The sequence below is a fragment of the Oxynema mangrovii CENA135 genome (assembly GCF_016632315.1).
GTDB lineage: Bacteria > Cyanobacteriota > Cyanobacteriia > Cyanobacteriales > Laspinemataceae > Oxynema > Oxynema aestuarii.
Genome location: NZ_JAEOXH010000002.1, coordinates 294,953 through 312,933, shown reverse-complemented (window position 1 = coordinate 312,933; position 17,981 = coordinate 294,953). Strand labels below are relative to the sequence as shown.

The 17,981-nt window shown below is 52.3% G+C and carries 17 protein-coding genes; 8 read left to right on the top strand and 9 right to left on the bottom strand.

Features of this window, described 5'->3' with window-relative positions; all coding sequences use genetic code 11:
• Positions 1-72 precede the first annotated feature (72 nt).
• Positions 73-1,707 carry an ABC transporter substrate-binding protein gene (locus tag JJD41_RS15180; protein WP_200669213.1) on the top strand — a complete coding sequence of 545 codons (1,635 nt, stop codon included), beginning with the start codon at positions 73-75 and terminating at the stop codon, positions 1,705-1,707.
• Between the two features lie 149 nt (positions 1,708-1,856).
• Positions 1,857-2,882 (top strand): ABC transporter permease, encoded by a 1,026-nt coding sequence (locus tag JJD41_RS15175; RefSeq protein ID WP_200667925.1) that lies wholly within the window; start codon positions 1,857-1,859, stop codon positions 2,880-2,882.
• Positions 2,883-2,891: 9 nt separating this feature from the next.
• Here the strand turns inward: JJD41_RS15175 and JJD41_RS15170 are convergent, their stop codons facing one another.
• Complete coding sequence (locus JJD41_RS15170; protein WP_200667923.1) at positions 2,892-3,665, bottom strand: tetratricopeptide repeat protein; 774 nt, start codon at positions 3,663-3,665, stop codon at positions 2,892-2,894.
• 92 nt (positions 3,666-3,757) lie between these two features.
• On the opposite strand from JJD41_RS15170, the gene JJD41_RS15165 reads away from it, so the two are divergent.
• From JJD41_RS15165 to JJD41_RS15155, 3 genes are all read left to right on the top strand, one after another.
• On the top strand, positions 3,758-3,937 hold the full coding sequence (locus JJD41_RS15165) for a hypothetical protein (protein ID WP_234488848.1): 180 nt from the start codon (positions 3,758-3,760) through the stop codon (positions 3,935-3,937).
• Positions 3,938-4,043: 106 nt separating this feature from the next.
• The gene (locus JJD41_RS15160) at positions 4,044-5,252 is read left to right on the top strand and encodes an anhydro-N-acetylmuramic acid kinase (protein ID WP_200667919.1); all 1,209 of its coding nucleotides are present in this window, start codon (positions 4,044-4,046) and stop codon (positions 5,250-5,252) included.
• A gap of 34 nt (positions 5,253-5,286) precedes the next feature.
• On the top strand, positions 5,287-5,745 hold the full coding sequence (locus JJD41_RS15155) for a hypothetical protein (protein WP_200667917.1): 459 nt from the start codon (positions 5,287-5,289) through the stop codon (positions 5,743-5,745).
• Between the two features lie 108 nt (positions 5,746-5,853).
• On the opposite strand, the gene JJD41_RS15150 is transcribed toward JJD41_RS15155, so the two are convergent.
• On the bottom strand, positions 5,854-6,735 hold the full coding sequence (locus JJD41_RS15150) for a universal stress protein (protein WP_200667915.1): 882 nt from the start codon (positions 6,733-6,735) through the stop codon (positions 5,854-5,856).
• A gap of 135 nt (positions 6,736-6,870) precedes the next feature.
• On the opposite strand from JJD41_RS15150, the gene JJD41_RS25390 reads away from it, so the two are divergent.
• The gene (locus JJD41_RS25390; RefSeq protein WP_255547335.1) at positions 6,871-7,002 is read left to right on the top strand and encodes a hypothetical protein; all 132 of its coding nucleotides are present in this window, start codon (positions 6,871-6,873) and stop codon (positions 7,000-7,002) included.
• A gap of 442 nt (positions 7,003-7,444) precedes the next feature.
• Here JJD41_RS25390 and JJD41_RS15145 read toward each other — a convergent pair whose 3' ends face one another.
• The 7 genes from JJD41_RS15145 to rppA all read right to left on the bottom strand — a co-directional run bounded on the left by JJD41_RS15145 (position 7,445) and on the right by rppA (position 13,945).
• Positions 7,445-7,624 (bottom strand): NblA/ycf18 family protein, encoded by a 180-nt coding sequence (locus tag JJD41_RS15145; RefSeq protein ID WP_200667913.1) that lies wholly within the window; start codon positions 7,622-7,624, stop codon positions 7,445-7,447.
• 577 nt (positions 7,625-8,201) lie between these two features.
• Positions 8,202-8,939: a Stp1/IreP family PP2C-type Ser/Thr phosphatase gene (locus JJD41_RS15140; protein ID WP_200667911.1), complete on the bottom strand. Its 738-nt coding sequence runs from the start codon at positions 8,937-8,939 to the stop codon at positions 8,202-8,204.
• A gap of 95 nt (positions 8,940-9,034) precedes the next feature.
• Positions 9,035-10,840 (bottom strand): AarF/UbiB family protein, encoded by a 1,806-nt coding sequence (locus JJD41_RS15135; protein ID WP_200667909.1) that lies wholly within the window; start codon positions 10,838-10,840, stop codon positions 9,035-9,037.
• Between the two features lie 132 nt (positions 10,841-10,972).
• Positions 10,973-11,305, bottom strand: a complete 333-nt coding sequence (locus JJD41_RS15130) for a DUF6825 family protein (protein ID WP_200667907.1) — start codon at positions 11,303-11,305, stop codon at positions 10,973-10,975.
• 98 nt (positions 11,306-11,403) lie between these two features.
• Complete coding sequence (locus JJD41_RS15125; RefSeq protein ID WP_200667905.1) at positions 11,404-11,817, bottom strand: hypothetical protein; 414 nt, start codon at positions 11,815-11,817, stop codon at positions 11,404-11,406.
• 32 nt (positions 11,818-11,849) lie between these two features.
• Complete coding sequence (gene rppB, locus JJD41_RS15120) at positions 11,850-13,241, bottom strand: two-component system sensor histidine kinase RppB (RefSeq protein ID WP_200667903.1); 1,392 nt, start codon at positions 13,239-13,241, stop codon at positions 11,850-11,852.
• Positions 13,238-13,945 (bottom strand): two-component system response regulator RppA, encoded by a 708-nt coding sequence (gene rppA, locus JJD41_RS15115; protein ID WP_200669212.1) that lies wholly within the window; start codon positions 13,943-13,945, stop codon positions 13,238-13,240. Before rppA ends, rppB begins: the two co-directional genes overlap by 4 nt.
• A gap of 126 nt (positions 13,946-14,071) precedes the next feature.
• On the opposite strand from rppA, the gene JJD41_RS15110 reads away from it, so the two are divergent.
• On the top strand, positions 14,072-14,755 hold the full coding sequence (locus JJD41_RS15110) for an efflux RND transporter periplasmic adaptor subunit (RefSeq protein WP_200667901.1): 684 nt from the start codon (positions 14,072-14,074) through the stop codon (positions 14,753-14,755).
• A gap of 20 nt (positions 14,756-14,775) precedes the next feature.
• Positions 14,776-17,940: an efflux RND transporter permease subunit gene (locus JJD41_RS15105; RefSeq protein WP_200667899.1), complete on the top strand. Its 3,165-nt coding sequence runs from the start codon at positions 14,776-14,778 to the stop codon at positions 17,938-17,940.
• Positions 17,941-17,981 lie beyond the last annotated feature (41 nt).

Below are 17,981 nucleotides of genomic sequence, written 5' to 3'. Positions count from 1 at the left end.
TAGAGTTCGAGGTTTATGGATCTGGGGGATATGTCAAAGTTGAATTTCGTTCGTACAATCTGCGCTTGGGGAATGGCGATCGCGCCGAAGTCGCGGCGGCGGCGATCGCACCTCCAATTTGTCGCCCTGTTTGCCACCTGCTGCTTGCTGGCGGTCAGTTGCGGATCGCGAGAAAGCGCCCAAGTCACTCAATCTCCGGGGGAACCCGGACGAATTACGATCGGCACGATCGCCAAAGTGCGAACTCTGGATCCGGCAGATGCTTACGAAAATGCGGCGGGAACCTTTCTCTATAATTTGGGCGATCGTCTCTACACCTACAAAACCGGGACGACCCAGATCGAACCCCAACTCGCCACCGCACTCCCCACCATCGGCGAGGACGGTTTGACCTATACCATTCCCTTGCGCGAAGGGGTGAAGTTTCACGACGGAACCGCCTTCAACGCCGAAGCGATGAAGTTTTCTTTAACTCGGTTTATCGAAAATGGCGGGATTCCCTCGTCTTTATTGGGGGAAGTCGTCGAGGCGATCGAGGCGACCGGAGAATACGAGTTGACGGTCACGTTGAAAAAGCCGTTTGCAGCTTTTACTTCCCTCTTGACATTTAGCGGAACTTGTGCAGTTTCTCCCCAGGCTTACGAAATTGGCGACGGTAAATTCCAACCGGATCGATTTGTCGGAACCGGACCGTATAAATTAGCCAGTTACGGTACTGATTCGATCCAATTCGACGTTTTTGAGGACTATTGGGGCGAAAAACCCGCCAATCTCGGCGTCGATGTTCGGCGCTATTCTAGTGCTTCCAACGTCTACAATGCCTTGCAAACCGGGGCGATCGATTTAACCTACGGGACGTTAGATCTCGATCAAATTGCTCAGTTAGAAAAAGAGGCAGAAGCGGGTAAGTTTAAAGGCGTTACCGGACCGGGAAATGGCATTTATTATTTAAGTTTGAATTTACAAAGCGAACCGTTAAACCGTCCCGAAGTGCGACAGGCGATCGCCGCGATCGTCAACCGTCCTTTACTGCAACAACGTGTTTTTCGCGGACAAATCGAACCGATTTACAGTCTGTTACCCGCCACCTTAGACGAGTATTACAAACCCGTCTTTCAAACTTACGGCGATGGCAATGGTGAAAAAGCCTTAGCAATCCTCATTCAAGCGGGATATTCACAACAAAATCCCTTAAATTTAGAGCTGTGGTATCGCTCTAATATTACCAGCAATGGTTTAGTCGCTACTACGATTAAAGCGGCGGCGGAACAGCAATTAAACGGTTTCGTCAATATCGAACTGAAGAGTGTGGAATCGGCGACCGCTTACCAAAATTTGGATAAAGGGGTTTATCCCATCTTCTTATTAGATTGGACTCCCGATTTTCTCGATCCGGATAACTACATCCAACCGTTTATGGATTGCGATCGCGGATCGGCGGAAACCGGATGTCAGGAAGGGGCGAGTAAGTTACAAGGGTCGTTTTATTACAGCGATCGCGTTAACGAGTTAATCGACCTCGAACGACAAGAACGAGACCCGGCAAAACGTCAGGCAATTTTTGCCGAATTACAAGATATTTTAGCCCGCGACGTGCCGTTCGTTCCTTTATGGCAAAGTCGGCAATATCTGTTCGCCCAACCCAATCTTGAAGGGGTCGCGCTTCAACCCACCCAACATGTCAATTTTGCGACAATTCAAGAGTAGCGATCGTCGTGGATTCCCGCTTTTGTGGGAATCCATAACTTCGTTTATTCGCCAAGCGATTCAGAACTTTTGTAGCGAACATCAATCATCTAGACGCGCGATCGAATCTAATCATCTAAAATCTAAACTCTAAACTCTAAACTCCCAACATGTCTCGTTCAAAAGCCTTACAATCTTATATCCTCATTCGCTTATTGTTGGCGCCGTTGATGTTGTGGACGATTACCACTTTGGTTTTCCTCCTCCTGCGGGCGACTCCCGGGGATCCCATCGATGCGATCCTCGGACCGAAAGCGTCGGACGAATTTAAAGAGCAAATGCGCGAACAGTTGGGATTGGGCGATCCGTTGTGGTTGCAATATGTTAATTACATGGGACGGTTGCTCAGTTTTGACCTGGGGACTTCGATTACCAGTCGCGGACAACAGGTGTGGGAAATTATCGGCGACTTTTTCCCGGCGACGGTAGAATTGGCGGTGGTGAGTATGGCGATCGCCCTGATTGTCGGAATCGGGGTAGGGATGATGTCCGCTTCCCGTCCCAATACGGTTTGGGATGCGGGGGGACGCTTGTTCGGGATTTTGACCTATTCGATTCCGATGTTCTGGTTTGGGACGATCGTGCAATTGGTGTTTGCGGTTCAACTGCGTTGGTTTCCGTTGGGAACCCGCTATCCCACCGAGGTTCCCGTTCCAAAAACGATTACCGGACTTTACACGATCGACAGTTTGCTGACGGGTCAGTTCGACCAATTTTTCGCCGCCTTGCACCATCTGGCGCTTCCCTGTCTGACCTTGGGAATTCTGATTAGCGGTATTTTCGAGCGCATTGTCCGGGTCAATCTCAAGCAAACGTTGCAAGCGGACTATGTAGAAGCAGCACGGGCGCGTGGTATCCCGGAAGGTCGCATTTTAGTCACCCACGCGCTCAAAAATGCCATGATTCCAGTGATTACGGTCATGGGATTGACTTTGGCGGCGCTCCTCGGCGGTGCGATTTTGACGGAAGTGACGTTTTCCTGGCCCGGATTGGCGAATCGACTGTACGAGGCGATTTCCCTGCGCGACTATCCGACGGTGCAGGGGATCGTGGTCTTTTTTGCGGCGATCGTGGTGTTGGCGAGTATTCTCATCGATATTTTAAATGCGTATATCGACCCGCGCATTCGCTATTAATTGAAGGGGTTAACTATCGGGACGGGCGATCGTACTCAAGATTTGCTCGACGCGATTCGCCGATTGGGTATTGCCTTGGAGTTCAAATAAATCCCGGGCATTGGTTAAAACCATTTGTGCTTCTTGCTCTTGACCTTTTTGATATAAAATAATGCCCAAATTGGCGTGAGCTTCGGCAAATTCAGGCTCGATGCGAATGGCATCGCGATAGGCGGCGATCGCGGCGTCTTCTTCGCCTAAATTGACCCAAGCATTTCCCATGTTGTAATGAGCTTTACTGTAGTTGGGCAAAATTTCGATCGCCCGTTTGTAGGCTTCGATCGCCTCGAAAAAGTTTTCATTTTTAGCCAGGGCGTTGCCTAAGTTATAATGGGCGGCTGCCAATTCCGGATCGATTTGGATCGCCGTTTCATACGCTTCGATCGCGCGATCGATTTCTCCTCGATTAACAAAAATAACGCCGGAATTGACGTGAGCTTCGGCTAAATTGGGATTGAGGCGGAGCGCTTCTCGATACTCTTCTAACGCCCCTTCTAAATCCCCTCTTTCTTGTAAGGTCGTACCGAAGTTATAATGTTCTTCGGCTTCGTCGATTTCGTTATTTTCGGACTCTTGGGCGACGGTAGCCGGGAAATTCTTAAGTAACCCTTCCCGATCGCTGGTGGGGATGTGAGGCGGCCATTGTCTTTGAGAAAGAGGCGTAAAACGGGCGATCGCCGGAGTGGGAATCGCACAACTGAAAGCAAATATCGTGGCGGCAAACCAGTAAAATTGACGCAGCATTGGGTGGGAATTTTTATTGTCTATAAAGTTCACTATTGTAGCATTTTTTAGTAAAAATTAGAATGCGACTTTGGCGAGGAATGATTTTCTCTTTGAGTAAATTTATCCCCACAATTCAAGGGTTGAAAAGTGACAGCGATCGCCCTTGTCACCCCGGCGAGGCGATTCTCCTGGGGAGACGCTTCACTAAGGTGGCGATCGCGCGGTTTCTCTCAAAAACTACCTTGAAAACTTATAAAAGCGACAAACTCTTGGAAACCATCTCGCGATAGAATTTTCACAGCAGTAATCTACACGAGCGACCCTACTCGAACCCATGACCGACCTGGCCTTCCCTTATCTTCTCGTTCGCGCCGATCGCGAGGAACCCCAAACCGTATGACCCGAGTCATTGGCGCCATTAGTGGCACGTCGGTGGATGGAATCGATGTTGCATTAGTAGAGATCGCGGGAACCGAACTCGATTTAGAGGTCAACTTACTAGCCGCTCGTACCCATCCCTATCCCCACACCTTACAAGAGGAAATTTTAGCCGTTTGTGGGGGGAAACCGTTAACGATGGCCGCTTTGGCGGAACTCGACGACGCGATCGCGGGCGAATTCGCCCGGGCTGCCCTCTCCTTGCTCCCCCAACAGCTCCCGGTAGACCTGATCGGCTCCCACGGTCAGACCGTCTATCACCGACCGCCTGTCGGTTCCCGGGATAATGGCTCGCGCCGTCTCGGCTACAGTTTGCAACTGGGACGGGGGGAGGCGATCTCCCAGTTGACTGGAATCACCACGGTTTCTAACTTCCGGGCGGCGGATATTGCCGCAGGCGGGGAAGGCGCGCCCCTCGTCCCCAAAGTCGATCGGGCGTTATTGGGCGATCGCCAGAAAACGCGCTGCGTCCAAAACCTCGGCGGGATCGGCAACGTGGCGTATTTGCCCCCGCGATCGAATCCCCACGAGACCCCGGAACCGATCCTCGGTTGGGATACCGGCCCGGCGAATAGCCTCTTAGATCTCGCTGTGCGGCGTTTGAGTCGGGGTCAACGGACTTACGATCGCGATGGCGCCTGGGCGGCAACGGGAACCCCCTGCGAACCCCTAGTCGAACGGTGGTTGCAAGAACCGTTTTTCCAACACCCTCCGCCGAAGTCTACCGGACGGGAGCTCTTCGGCCCGGACTATCTAGACCGATGTTGGCAAGAGGCGCAATCCTACGCTCTCTCCGACGAGGATTTCCTCGCTACCCTCGTCGAACTCACCGTCGCCTCGATTGCCGTCAATTACCGTGCGTTTCTCCCGGTTCAACCGGATGAGGTCTTGCTTTGTGGGGGCGGAAGTCGCAATCTGTATTTAAAACAACGCTTGCAAGCGCGCTTGGCGGCGACGTCAAACAAACCCGTCTCGGTGCTGACCACCGATGATGTCGGTCTCAATGCGGATTTCAAAGAAGCGATCGCCTTCGCGGTTCTCGCCTACTGGCGGGTGCGAGGCATTCCGGGAAACCTCCCCGAATGTACCGGGGCCGAAACACCCAGGCTGCTGGGTGAAATCCATCGGGTCCCTCGGCGATCGCGTGCTAGCATAGAATGCCAGTAACGGCAGTCAGTCGTGCAATTGAAGGAATTGTGCCGTGACTCACACCTTTTTATTAGAACCCGGTCGGTGGACTTTGGAAGGCACTTGGCTCGAACGAAACGGAATGCTCGTGCCTGTCAAGGGTAAAACTTTGGTCGCCTGGTCGCGGGAAGATTGGTTTAATATGGTGACCAAGTTAATTTTTCCCGGCAGCGATCGCCACGAAATTACACTACAGTACCGGGGTCATTTCGATTTAGGGGAGCGTCAGTATACTTTTGTCCTCCAACACAGCGATCTCGGTCGGGTCGAAGGGGAAGGCTGGATCGCCCCGGAGTCGATCGTCCAACGTTTCTGGGTTCTCGGCGATCGCAAACACCGCCGCAGTGGCTTTGAAACCCTGCACCGCCTCAGTCCGAATACCTATCACCATTCGAGCGGTCTGATGGCGGGGCATTACTTGGTCAGTGCGATGGAAGCTACCCTAGAACGCATTGCCAGCGAACAAAACTAGTGAACTGGGACTCCCGGTTTAGTCCCACCGACAAATCAGGCGACTGAGGGCGGCGATCGTGCCGTTTCAGTCGCCTGATGGGCGATCGTTAAGAATAACGCCGAATTTTCAATTTTGATGGGCGGGGAAGAAAATAATCGGTTCGCAACTGCGGCGCAGCAGTTCCCGGCGGAAGGAGGGCAGCCAGTCCCAAAGATTGCTCAGGTTGTCTGCGGACACGGCGATCGCACAGATATCCGACATCTGCGCCAATTCCAAAATATCGACGATCGGCTCGCCCAAGCGCACTTCTACATCGACTTGCAAGCCGAGGGCTTCGAGATCGGCTTGAATCGGGACGAGGGTTTCGTTCGCTTTGCGCAATTGTTCGTCTTTGGGGATTTGATGCAGGACGCCCGCATCGACGACCCAGGCCAGCAAACAGCGTTCTAGGGAGTTGGCGGGTCGATCTTTTGCGTAATACTTGAGCCGTTCCACCGTCTCGGTAGAGCGATCGCCCCCGTCGTAGGGAATCGCAATGTAACGCAATAAGTGTTGGCAACGTAAGGCTAATTCTTCGCTGGTCAACGCCGAAATTAACTCGGTCGGGAAGGTCATCAAGGGAATTCGCGTCCGTCCCGACAGCTCGATGGTCGTGCTACCAAATAGGTTTTCGCTGAGGGAATTGCGGTGGGACGTACCGAGGACGATTAAGTCACTTTGGTACTTTTTAGCGATTTTGACAATTTTGTCGCTCGCCGGACCCGAGAGCAATTCGACCGCGACTTCTATACCCTCCGGAACGGTTTCGGGGATCGAACGGCTCAGGCGATCGCGCGCCCGCTCCATTTTTTCCGTATCTTCGCGAGGGATTTGACCTTTTGTCCACAAGGGAACGGCGTGTAGAAAAACTACTTGCTCGATCCCCCCTGCCGCCAAGTTGGGGAGGAAGTTCCCCAAACGATGCAGACCATCCGCAAAATCCGTACAAACTAAAAGCCGCCTAAACATTCTGTTTTGATTAAGATTTAACTTTGAAGCTCTCAAATGCAGACATCGAGCGACGCCTGAAATCGCTGGGTCATGCCACGATAGGACTCGATTCGATCGCCGATCTCTTGCAGATCTAGGCGCGATCGGGGCGATTTGTTTCAAATTCTAGCACTTCTCATTGACGCTCACTCCGGTTCCGGTTCGGGCGATCGTCGCTCGTGGCGCTCTGATTACATCCGCGATCGCCCCGACTTTCAGCGTCCGATTGTCGGTCAAAACACTTAATTTGCTTATCTTTTGAGCGCAAAAACCCTCAGTTTTCGCCGTTTTTAATCCCCGTAGCAGCTTATTGGTTTTATCAGATATTTTTAGAACAACTCTCGTCGGCCTCGATCGCCGCGATCTTCACCGACTCGCGACTCGATTCTCTCAAAAAGATCGACGGTCGATCGCCAGGCGTCCGTCCCACGTCCCGTTCTCCTTTTGAAGGGCGATCGGAGAACAATAGCCGTTACAACAGTCAAATTGAGCCATGAAAAGGAGCGATACTCGATACCCGATCCCCGTTAACTCTCTCGGCAGTAGGCGCCGTACTTCTGACGCGATCGCGGGGAGTTAAACGCCCCGACATCCCCAGCTTTAGGTTCTCGCAAACAGAGAACGGAGCAAGAGAAGGAGGTCGTTGACTCGGTTGACCCACGTAAGGGATGACAACCCGTAAACCGGGTTATAATTCCCACTCTTGTTTGAGGAAATGCCGATACATATTTTCGCGCATCAACATTTGCTTGTACAGTTCTTTAAGGAAGTATTGGGCTTGATCGCGGCTCATGCGATCGACTTGATCCTCAAAGCTGCGGACGTTAAATTCTTGTTCTAAGGAGAGTTCTAAAGGTACTTGTTCCATTGGTAACCTCCAAGTTTTATCGGTCGGTTTTGACAAGCGCTATCCAGCCGGATTGACTGGATTTGTCTCTTGTTTCGGGAGTCCTTCTTAGGGGTCAGGATTCCCTGTTGGCCCTACGGCGGTTTCCCGATGTTACAAATTATAACAATCGTTTGACAAGTTGCCCAGTTTAGGGCGTCGTCTTGTGAATAAAAGATGACACGAATCGCCGAAAAGTTTCCGAACAGAGGGGTTCTGATGTCCTTTTATCAACTCGACCCGAGTAAAAATGCTCGGATTGAACGGAACGGGAGTAAATCCCGAGGCAAAGCGTTAACAATCCCGGACAAAAGCGGGAAATCAAATCGCGATTCCCTCGCCATCGGTGCGAGAAGTGAAAGGGTTATCGTTTGGGAAAAAAATAAACGCGCGGCGATCGCCCGACAGACGATTTAAGCGATCGGGCGATCCGGATCTCCCTACGAAAGCAGGACGATCCGAGTCGAATGCAGCGTTTTCGACTCGGATCGAGGGGAGAGGCGATCGGCGCCCCTAAAATCGGGGGGAATACGACCGTGGGGGGGGAGCGAAATTCCGTTTAAGTGACATTTTCGAGGGTAATGGCGATCGCGGTAATATTATCCCGCCCGCCTTTATCTTTAGCGGCGCTGACGAGATTTTTAACCGTTTGGTCCCCGGCGCGAATCGATTTGAGGATCGATTCGATCTTTTTATCCGAGAGCTCTTCCGTCAAGCCATCACTGCACAACAACAGGCGATCGCCCGGCTGTACGTCCAACCTCTGCACCTCAATTTCCTGAATGTCCTGTCTGCCCAAACATTGAGATAACACGTGGCGCCAGGGGTGAGTCCGCACCTCATCCGAGGTCAAATGTCCCGCCTTGAGGGCTCGCGCCACCCAGGTATGATCCTCGGTAATCTGTTCGAGGTTCGCCCCGCGCAGGCGGTAGAGGCGGGAATCGCCGATATGGGCGCACCACGGGCCGTCTTCGTCCCGAAAAATCACGGCGACGGCAGTAGTTCCCATATCCGACCGTTCGGGATGGTCTAACTGATCCTGAATAATCGCTTCGTTCGCTTTTAAAAAAGCCGCTTTCAATAACTCTTCGGAACTTTCCGACGAATCCCAATGCTCGATTAAATAGGTTTGAATCGTTTCAGTTGCAATTCGCGACGCTTCTTGACCCCCAGCATGACCGCCCATACCGTCGGCGACGATAAAAAATCGTCCTTCGGAGTCGTCGATGTAATATGCATCTTGATTAACGGCGCGAACGAGTCCCGTATCCGTGAGACCCGCAAAATATCGTTTCATAATCAACTGTAGGCGTGAAAATACGTGAAAACTAACCAAAATACGCCACGCGCAGCTAAAACGTGCGATCGCGGTGCGCCCGAGGGAAACCCCCTCTAAAACATCTTATCGGAGCGCTCGACACTCATGAGTAAGCGAATCAAGCTCCCCGCTAGGGCGATCGCCACTAAAGCCACCACCAACGCCAGCCAAATTTTATCGTTGACTAACAAAATTGTCGCCGACAGGGTAAACGCACTGACCAACAAAGCTAAATTCGTTCCCATTTGGATGCTACCGAGGCGACGCAGCACGCGATCGGTTTCGATCGAGCGTACCCGTACCCGGACGTCACCGCGTTCGAGTTTTTCGATCGTATCTTCGATGCGACCGGGTAAACCCAGGGCCGTACTACTGACTTGAGCAGCTTGGCGTCCGAGTTCGTCGAAAAAGGTATTGCGATCGCTGGAATTGGCGTTACTCATAATTTGCATTGCAAAAGGTTTGGCAACCTCCATAAAGTTGAAGTCCGGATCTAACCCTTTTCCGACCCCTTCTAACGTGGAAAAGGCGCGCATGACAAACGTAAAAGTGGCGGGAAACCGGAAAGGTTGGTCGTAGGCGATCGCGTAGAGATCGTCGCTAATCGCCGTCACCGACTGTTCCTCGAACGGCTTATCCATCAAGTAATCGAGAATGTATTGAATCGATCGCCTCACCGGACCCATATCGTCCATCGGCGAGAGGGCTTCCAATTCCACCAACGCCGTCACCACATCTTCGGCATTTTTCTTGGCAATCCCAAAAAACAAGTCGAGCATTTTCACCCGGATATCCCGGCGAACCCGTCCCATCATGCCGAAATCGTAGAAAATTAACGCCCCTTCCGGACTGACCGCCACATTACCGGGATGGGGATCGGCGTGGAAAAAGCCGTGATTGAGTAACTGCCGCAAATAGGCTTCGGCGCCGAGTTGGGCGAGGACTTTGCGATCGAGTCCCGCCGCTTCGAGGGCTTCGTAGTGGCTGATTTTAATCCCGGGAACATATTCGAGGGTGAGAACCCGGGGGGACGTGTAGCGCCAGTAAACGCGCGGAACCCTCACCCAGTCGCGATCTCGGAAATTCCGCCGGAAAGTGTCGGCGTTTTGTCCCTCGTTGAGATAGTCGATTTCTTCGTAGAGGATTTTATAACATTCGTCGTAAATGCCGATCCAATCGCGGCCCCGTCCCCATTTCGGGTGGTTGTCGAAATAGCGCACCACCGTTCGCGCGATCGCCAGATCGATTTGAAACAAGCGCTTCAGTCCGGGACGCTGCACCTTGACGACCACTTCTTCCCCGGAATGTAACTGCGCCTTGTGAACTTGCCCCAAACTGGCTGCGGCGAGGGGGATGGGCTCGAAGGCGCGAAACAGTTCGCCGACCTTGCGCCCGAAATCTTGCTCGACAATCGCTTCGGCTTGTTCGTAGCTAAACGCCGGAACTCGGTCTTGCAGTTTGGACAGTTCCTCGACATATTCCGCCGGGAATAAATCCGATCGCGTCGAGAACAATTGACCCAATTTGATAAACGTCGGACCGAGTTGCAACATCGACTCGCGAATCCAAATCGCCTGTCGCCTGCGCCGTCGCGCCCGTTTTTCCTCGCTGTAACCGCCACGATAGGTCCACGGTTTGCTGTCGTACCACAACTCGAACAGAAAGCGCAAAACGAACGCCCAAATTTCCAGGCGTCGCCGATTGCGCGAGTAGTTCGGGCGATTCCAGCGATAAGCCCCTTGTTGATGTACGCTCAGTTGTATTTGTTCTATGGGTTCGATTTGAGATGAACTTTCTCCACTGACCGAACGCGCATTCTCTCGGGAATGATGCTGCCGGGAATGCTGGCGGTCGAGGGAATCGTCAGAGATAGCAGACACGCGGGTTTCCAACTTGATTGATTCGGGCGATCGGAATGGATACGGAGAAATGGAGCAATGCGGGGAGTTCGCGGCGCAGTTGCCAGTAAAATTCGGGGATTGAAGTCTTCCTAAATAGAAAGGAAAACCACCCTACTGCGATCGACTGCGATAGCGTTGCAATTCGGCTCTGACCCGAGCAATTTCAGCGCGCAATTCGTCGATGGTCGCTTGCAAGTCCCCTTCGGGTTCGTTTGCAAAGTTAAAGTCACCTTCAGCAGCGTTAGCACTCGGGTGGGTCGCCGCCGCTTGCTGTTGGGCGCGTTGCATGACCTCTTCCATGAAGGCGTGCAAGCGCTCTCGTTGTTCGGCATCGAATTTGCCTAAATCGCTGAGGGCTTGGGTCAGCGTTTTTTCTACTTGTTCGCCAATGGCTTGAGCCAGGGCTCGACCGACGAAAAAGGCGTTGACTTCAGGTTTACTCATGCTGACCAAAGCTCCCTACATGCATCTCGCCAAAGATTATAACTTGGTTGCTCGATCTGATGTCGGCTTTGCGACCGAGAAGTACGGATCGATCGCCTCTAAAACAGTTTGATGCCAATTTGTCCGTTAATTCCGCGAATGCTGTGATACCCGGCTCCGAAAAAAATATTACCTTCCGGGAAGACCTGGACGCCTCCAGAAAAGGCAAGGTCGCGATCGTCGGAGTCGGGATCGTCGTAGAGTCCGACGCCGACATAACCGGATACTTGACTGATAAATGGCGGGTTGATGAATTTCATCACATCGACGCCGACGGTACTGTCATTGGTCAAGCCGAGTTCGGCGCCAAATCCGAGGGCGCGAACGCCGACGGAAAAGGTCGGTTCGCTGTCTTCAATGCCGACGGATACCCAGGGACGGGGGGCGAGTTGGGCGATCGCCCGTCGATCGGATCCGAGCACGATCGCGGCGATCGCGGCGATCGCCATACTGGTGTTGGCGAGGGATTTCATTGGGGATCTTCAGAGTTTGTTTAGAGTTTAGTTTAGATTTTAGATTCAGAGACGATCGAACTCGCCAAAGGTAATCGAATCGCGAACGTGCTTCCTTGCCCGAGTTCGCTGTCTACCTCAATAGTACCGTGGTGGAGGCGAGCAATTCCTTCGGCGATCGCCAATCCTAAACCCGTCCCTCCTGTTTCGCGAGACCGATCGCTCCCCACCCGGTAGAAGCGATCGAAAATGCGCCTTTGTTCTTCAAGGGAAATACCGATTCCCGTATCTTTGACTAAAATGAGTGCGGCCCGATCGCGGGATCTCAATACGACTTCTACCTTACCTCCAGCAGGGGTGTAGCGGATCGCATTAGCAATTAGATTCGAGACCAGACGGTAAAGCTGCGATTCGTCACCGAGAATGTAGAGATTGTCGTCCGGAATCTGTTTCGTCAAAACAATGTCAGAGGCGATCGCCAGTTCTAAGAATTCTTCCGTTAAATCGCTCGCTAAATCATTTAAACAACACGACTGAAACGAAGTTGAAGCAGAATTAACATCGAGACTGCTTAAAAACAATAAATCGGCGATCAAATAACTCAAGCGTCGCCCCTGTCGTTCCACGGTATTGAGCATCACCGAGAGATCGTTGCGATTGGATGGAGACAGGCGCAGGATCGCCTCGACGGTAGCTAACAAACTGGCTAGGGGCGATCGCAGTTCGTGAGCGACATTCGCCGTAAACTGTCGTTGCTGCTGATAGGACTGGTAAATCGGTTGCATCGCCAATCCGGAGAGCCACCAACTCGAAACCCCAACTAAGACGAGAGCTATGGGAAAACCAGCCCCGAGAATCCATCGAATTCGGCGGATTTGCGTATCGAAACCTTCTAACGTCCGTCCGATTTGTAAGTAACCCCAAGATGAATGGGTATTGAGTCGAGCGCTCGGATCGGACTGAGGGGTGCTATGTAAAATAGTCGTGAATTGGTGGTAGCGAATGCCCCTCGGCGTGCGAAACGTCTGCCAGGGAGTGGGATTGAAGCGGTTCGGGAGCGATCGCGGTTGATTCGGAGAGAAAGCGAGCAGCTTGCCGTGGCGATCGAACAGACGGATGTAGTAAGTATTGCGATCGCTAATGCCAATTGTATGCCGTTGAATTAACGTCGGGGTTTTCTCACACAGTTCGCCCCTCAAACACAGATCGGGAAAAATTTGCTGCAGTACCCGACTCGGATTTTCACCGACAGGCAATAGAGGTTCGACGCTATCGTGCAGGGTTCCGGCGATCGATTCGATTTCGCGCTCCATCGCCAACCAGCTCGACTCGATCGCCGCTCGATAGATGCCGACCCCTGAAATACTCAAAATCAGACCCATAATGCCTGCATACCAGAGCGCCAACTGCAAGCGACTGCGCCGAAACACAGAGTAATCGTTCATGACTGGGAAGCGAAGTCCGAGTTAAATCGATAGCCTGCGCCGGGAACGGTCTCAATCGGACAGGGACAACCATGATGGGCTAACTTGCGACGCAGCAACCGCATGTGAGCCGCGACGACATTACTGCTCGGTTCCGCATCCATATCCCAAAGCTGATGGCGTAATTTACTCCCCGGAATAATCCGATCGGGATTTTGCATCAGATACATCAAAAGCTGAAATTCTTTAGGCGTTAAGGCGATCGTGCGAGGCTCAGACTTGTCGGTACGGACGTAGAGGGTATTGTTAGCCGGATCGAGAGTAAATCCGGCGACGGTCAGGGTAAGCGGTTGAAAATGAGGCGATCGCCGTTGCAAGGCCCGCAAACGGGCGAGCAGTTCTTCCATTACAAACGGTTTGACGAGATAGTCATCCGCTCCGGCATCCAACCCCGTCACCCGATTTTCCGCCTGACCCAACGCGGTCAACATCAGGACGGGTAAAGGATTGTGCTGCGATCTCAACTGACGGCAGATCTCCAATCCAGACAGTTCGGGTAACAACCAATCGACGATCGCCACCGTATAATCCGCCCATTGCTGTTGCAGACAATCCCAAGCATGAGCGCCATTTTGCACCCAGTCCACCACATAATTTTCGTTGACCAACACCTGCTTGATGGCCGATCCCAAATCGATTTCATCCTCGACTAACAAAATTCTCATGGTTTTGCAGACATCGATCGCAACCTCGATTTTAGCCAAAATCTTCAGATTTCACCTGAATTTCATCGACCCCGTGACACACTTTGAAAGATTGTTTTCTAGAGACTTTAGTTGTGAGGAGATCTGATGAAACTATCGGTATTATTCGGTTCGATATTGGCGGTCGGTTTGTGGACGATCGCGCCAACGGTGGTGTTCGCGCACGTCGGTCACGGCGATGAATTTCAGGCCACTGGGGGCGTCAATCGCGTTCAGGTCAATCCCGAAACGGACTCCTTATTCGGGATTGAAGTTAGCGCGATCGCCCCGGCCCCCGATGGCAGTGCTGCGGTACTCATTCCGGTTACGGCGTTGGTGGACGACAACGGTCGGCAATTGGTCTTCGTACAGTACGAGAGTTTTTACGAACCTGTTGACGTCATTACTGGCGCCACTCAAGGCGACGCGATCGAAATTACCGAAGGCTTATCGGTTGGCGAACAACTCGTGACCCAAGGGAGCCTATCTCTATACGCGGAATCGCGCAAAACCCAAACGACCGATACCGCAACCCCTCCGGAAGCGATCGCCTCTGCGGAACCGAACCCCAGTCCCCCTCGGGCCGAGACCCAAGCAACGGAGGGCGATGACGAGACTTCCGGTAATACGGTAACCGCCTCTGGAGAACAAGGCAGCGAAACGACGACGGAATCGGCGACGTTGCCCGTAGGAATTTTAGCGACTATTGGCGGTGTAGCTCTAGTTGTCGTGGGGGCGATCGCTTTTATCGGTAACTCTCGCAAAAAAAACGACCTTTTCTCTGACAAATAAAGGCCAATTTCCAACCGAAGATGTTAAACTCCATCCTCAACCAGACGCTCAAAAACTCCATTGCCCAACGGTGGTTGATTGTCATCGCTGCGATTGTCGTCACGATTTGGGGAGTTTTTAGCATCACCCAAATGCCCCTCGACGTCTTCCCACCCTTCGCCCCGCCTCAAGTCGATATTCAGACCGAAGCCGTCGGATTGGCTCCAGAAGAAGTGGAAACCCAGATTACCATACCCATTGAAAGTGCGGTCAATGGTTTACCCGGGGTCACCACGGTGCGATCGTCGTCCAAAGTCGGACTGTCGATGGTTCATGTCGTCTTCGACCGCCAGGTTGATATCTACAAAGCACGACAATCGGTTTCGGAACGTCTCCAACAGGTGAGCAACGAACTCCCGCAAGTCGCCCATCCGCCGGAAATCTCGCCCCTGGTCTCGCCGTTGGGAACGATCTTGCAATATGCCTTCACCGTAGACGGACAGGGACAAACCTCCCTGATGGAGTTACGCCGCTTGGTCGAAGTCACCCTCACTCATCAAATTCTCTCCGTACCCGGGGTCTCGCAAGTAACCGTTTACGGCGGAGAACGACGACAAGAACAAGTTTTAGTGGATCCGGCCCGACTCAAAGCTCTCGACGTTTCCTTTTCCGAAGTCGTCGATGCCTCCAGGGGGGCGAGTTCGAGCGCCCCGGGGGGATTTTCGATCGGCGGCGGTCAAGAATTACTCGTGCGCGGGATCGGTCACCTTCAATCGATCGCCGATTTGCAGCAGTCCGTCGTCAAAGTAGACAACGGCGTCCCGATTTTGCTACAAGAGGTCGCCCAGGTACAAACTGGAAGCGCGCTCAAGCGTGGCGATGCCAGCTTTAACGGTCAACCTGCGGTTGTCATGATGATTAACAAACAACCGGAGATCGATACGCCCACGGTGACTGAAGCTGTCGAACGGGTTATCGAACAGTTAAAGCCAACTTTTCCCGCCGATGTCAACATCGTGCGGACATTTCGCCAGTCGAACTTTATCGATGCGGCGATTCGTAATGTCAGTGGTTCCCTGGTTCAAGGCATCATTATCGTGTCGGCGATTATGTTGCTGTTTTTGATGAATTGGCGGACGGCAGCGATCGCCCTGAGTGCGATTCCCCTCTCTTTATTAATTGGTTTGTTATTGATGCAAGCTTTCGGCTTGGGCATCAATACCATGACCCTCGGGGGCTTAGTCGTGGCCATCGGTTCGGTGGTCGATGACGCGATCGTCGATATGGAAAATTGCGATCGCGGACTGCGGAAAAATCAGGCTCAAGGCAATCCCAAACACCCGTTTCAAGTCGTTTACGATACCTCCGTGGAAGTGCGTTTAGCCGTTATTTTTTCCACGGTGATTATTATCGTGGTATTTGCCCCCATTTTCACTTTGACCGGAGTGGAAGGACGGATTTTCGCGCCGATGGGTTGGGCCTACTTACTCTCGATTGCCGCGTCAACTCTCGTAGCGATGACCCTTTCCCCTGCCCTCTGTGCGATTTTACTGGCCAACCAAACCTTACCCGAACAAGGCACGTTCATTTCTCGTTGGATCGAGCGATTGTATCGTCCGTTGCTGGAAACTTCCCTCCGAGTGCCGCAACTGATTTTGGGTTTGGCTCTTGCAGCCTTAGTGGCGGCATTTGCGATCGTACCGTCTTTGGGGCGCGTCTTTTTACCCGAATTTCAGGAAAGATCGATGGTCAATTCGATGGTCTTGTTTCCTGGGGTATCTTTGGAGATGACGAATCGAGCGGGAATGGCACTGTACGCTTCGCTCAAGGATAATCCGCTCTACGACTGGGTGCAAGTCCGAGCCGGACGGGCTCCCGGGGATGCCGATGGGGCCGGGGTCAGCATGGCTCACGTAGATGTGGAGTTGAGCGATCTGGCTCTCGAAGACCGGGACGCGAGTGTTAAAGAATTGCGCGAGGCGTTTTTAAAATTGCCGGGAGTTGCCCCGAATATTGGCGGTTTTATTTCTCACCGGATGGATGAGGTTCTCTCTGGGGTCAGAAGTGCGATCGCGGTGAAAATTTTTGGGCCGGATTTAATCGAACTGCGCCGGATTGGCGAACAGGTGCGCGATGCGATCGCCCCGATTGCCGGAGTGGTAGACTTGCAGCTCGAACCTCAACTCCCCATTCGTCAAGTCCAAATTCATTACGATCGCGCGGCGGCGGCGAACTACGGTTTAAAGATGGCGGATATTTCTCAAACCGTAGAAACGGCCCTAAACGGTAAAGTCGTCGCTCAAGTCCCGGAAAATCAGCAACTGATCGATATTTGGGTGGGTTTACCGGAATCGGCGCGCAACAATCTCGATGCAATTCGGGCAATTCCGATCGCGACTCCCACGGGGGAAATGATTTCTCTCGGTACGGTGGCTACAGTCGATTACGGTATGGGCGCGAATGTCGTCAATCGGGAAGATGTTTCTCGGCTAATTGTGGTTTCTGCCAATGTTGCAGACCGCGATTTGGGCAGTGTGGTCGGAGATATCCAAGCAACGATTCGTCAAAATGTCGCGTTGCCCAATGGGTATTTTATCCAATATGGCGGGCAGTTTGAAGCGGAACAAAATGCAACGAACAATCTGGTCGTTTATAGTATTTTGGCGGCGATCTCGATTTCGATTTTAATGTTTTTCTCGGTCAAATCTCTGCCCGCTACGATCGCCATCACAATCAACCTACCTCTAGCGTTAATCGGTGGAATTATTTCGATTATTTTGACTGGAGGTGTAATTTCTGTAGCGTCTTTAATTGGATTTATTACCTTGTTTGGTGTGGCGGTTCGTAATGGGTTGTTATTGGTAGACAACTACAACAATAAATTTCTTCGAGGAATGCCCCTGAAAGATGCGATCGTTAACGGTTCTCTAGACCGAGTCAATGCTATTTTGATGACGGCTCTAACGTCAGCGTTGGGGATGTTACCGTTGGCGATCGCCAACGGGGCGGGAAATGAAATTTTACAACCGTTAGCGGTTGTGGTTTTAGGCGGATTATTTACGTCTACTGCTTTAACGTTATTGGTCATTCCCGCTCTATACGCTAAGTTTGGGAAATGGCTGATGCCCAAACCAAAAACGGCGAAAGTTCGCCGGAATGTTTCGATCGACGAAATTTCGCCATCGACTGCCGATTCGATTCGATAGTCTTAGTGTGAACGTGAATCGGTGGGGCGGGTGTCAGTTGG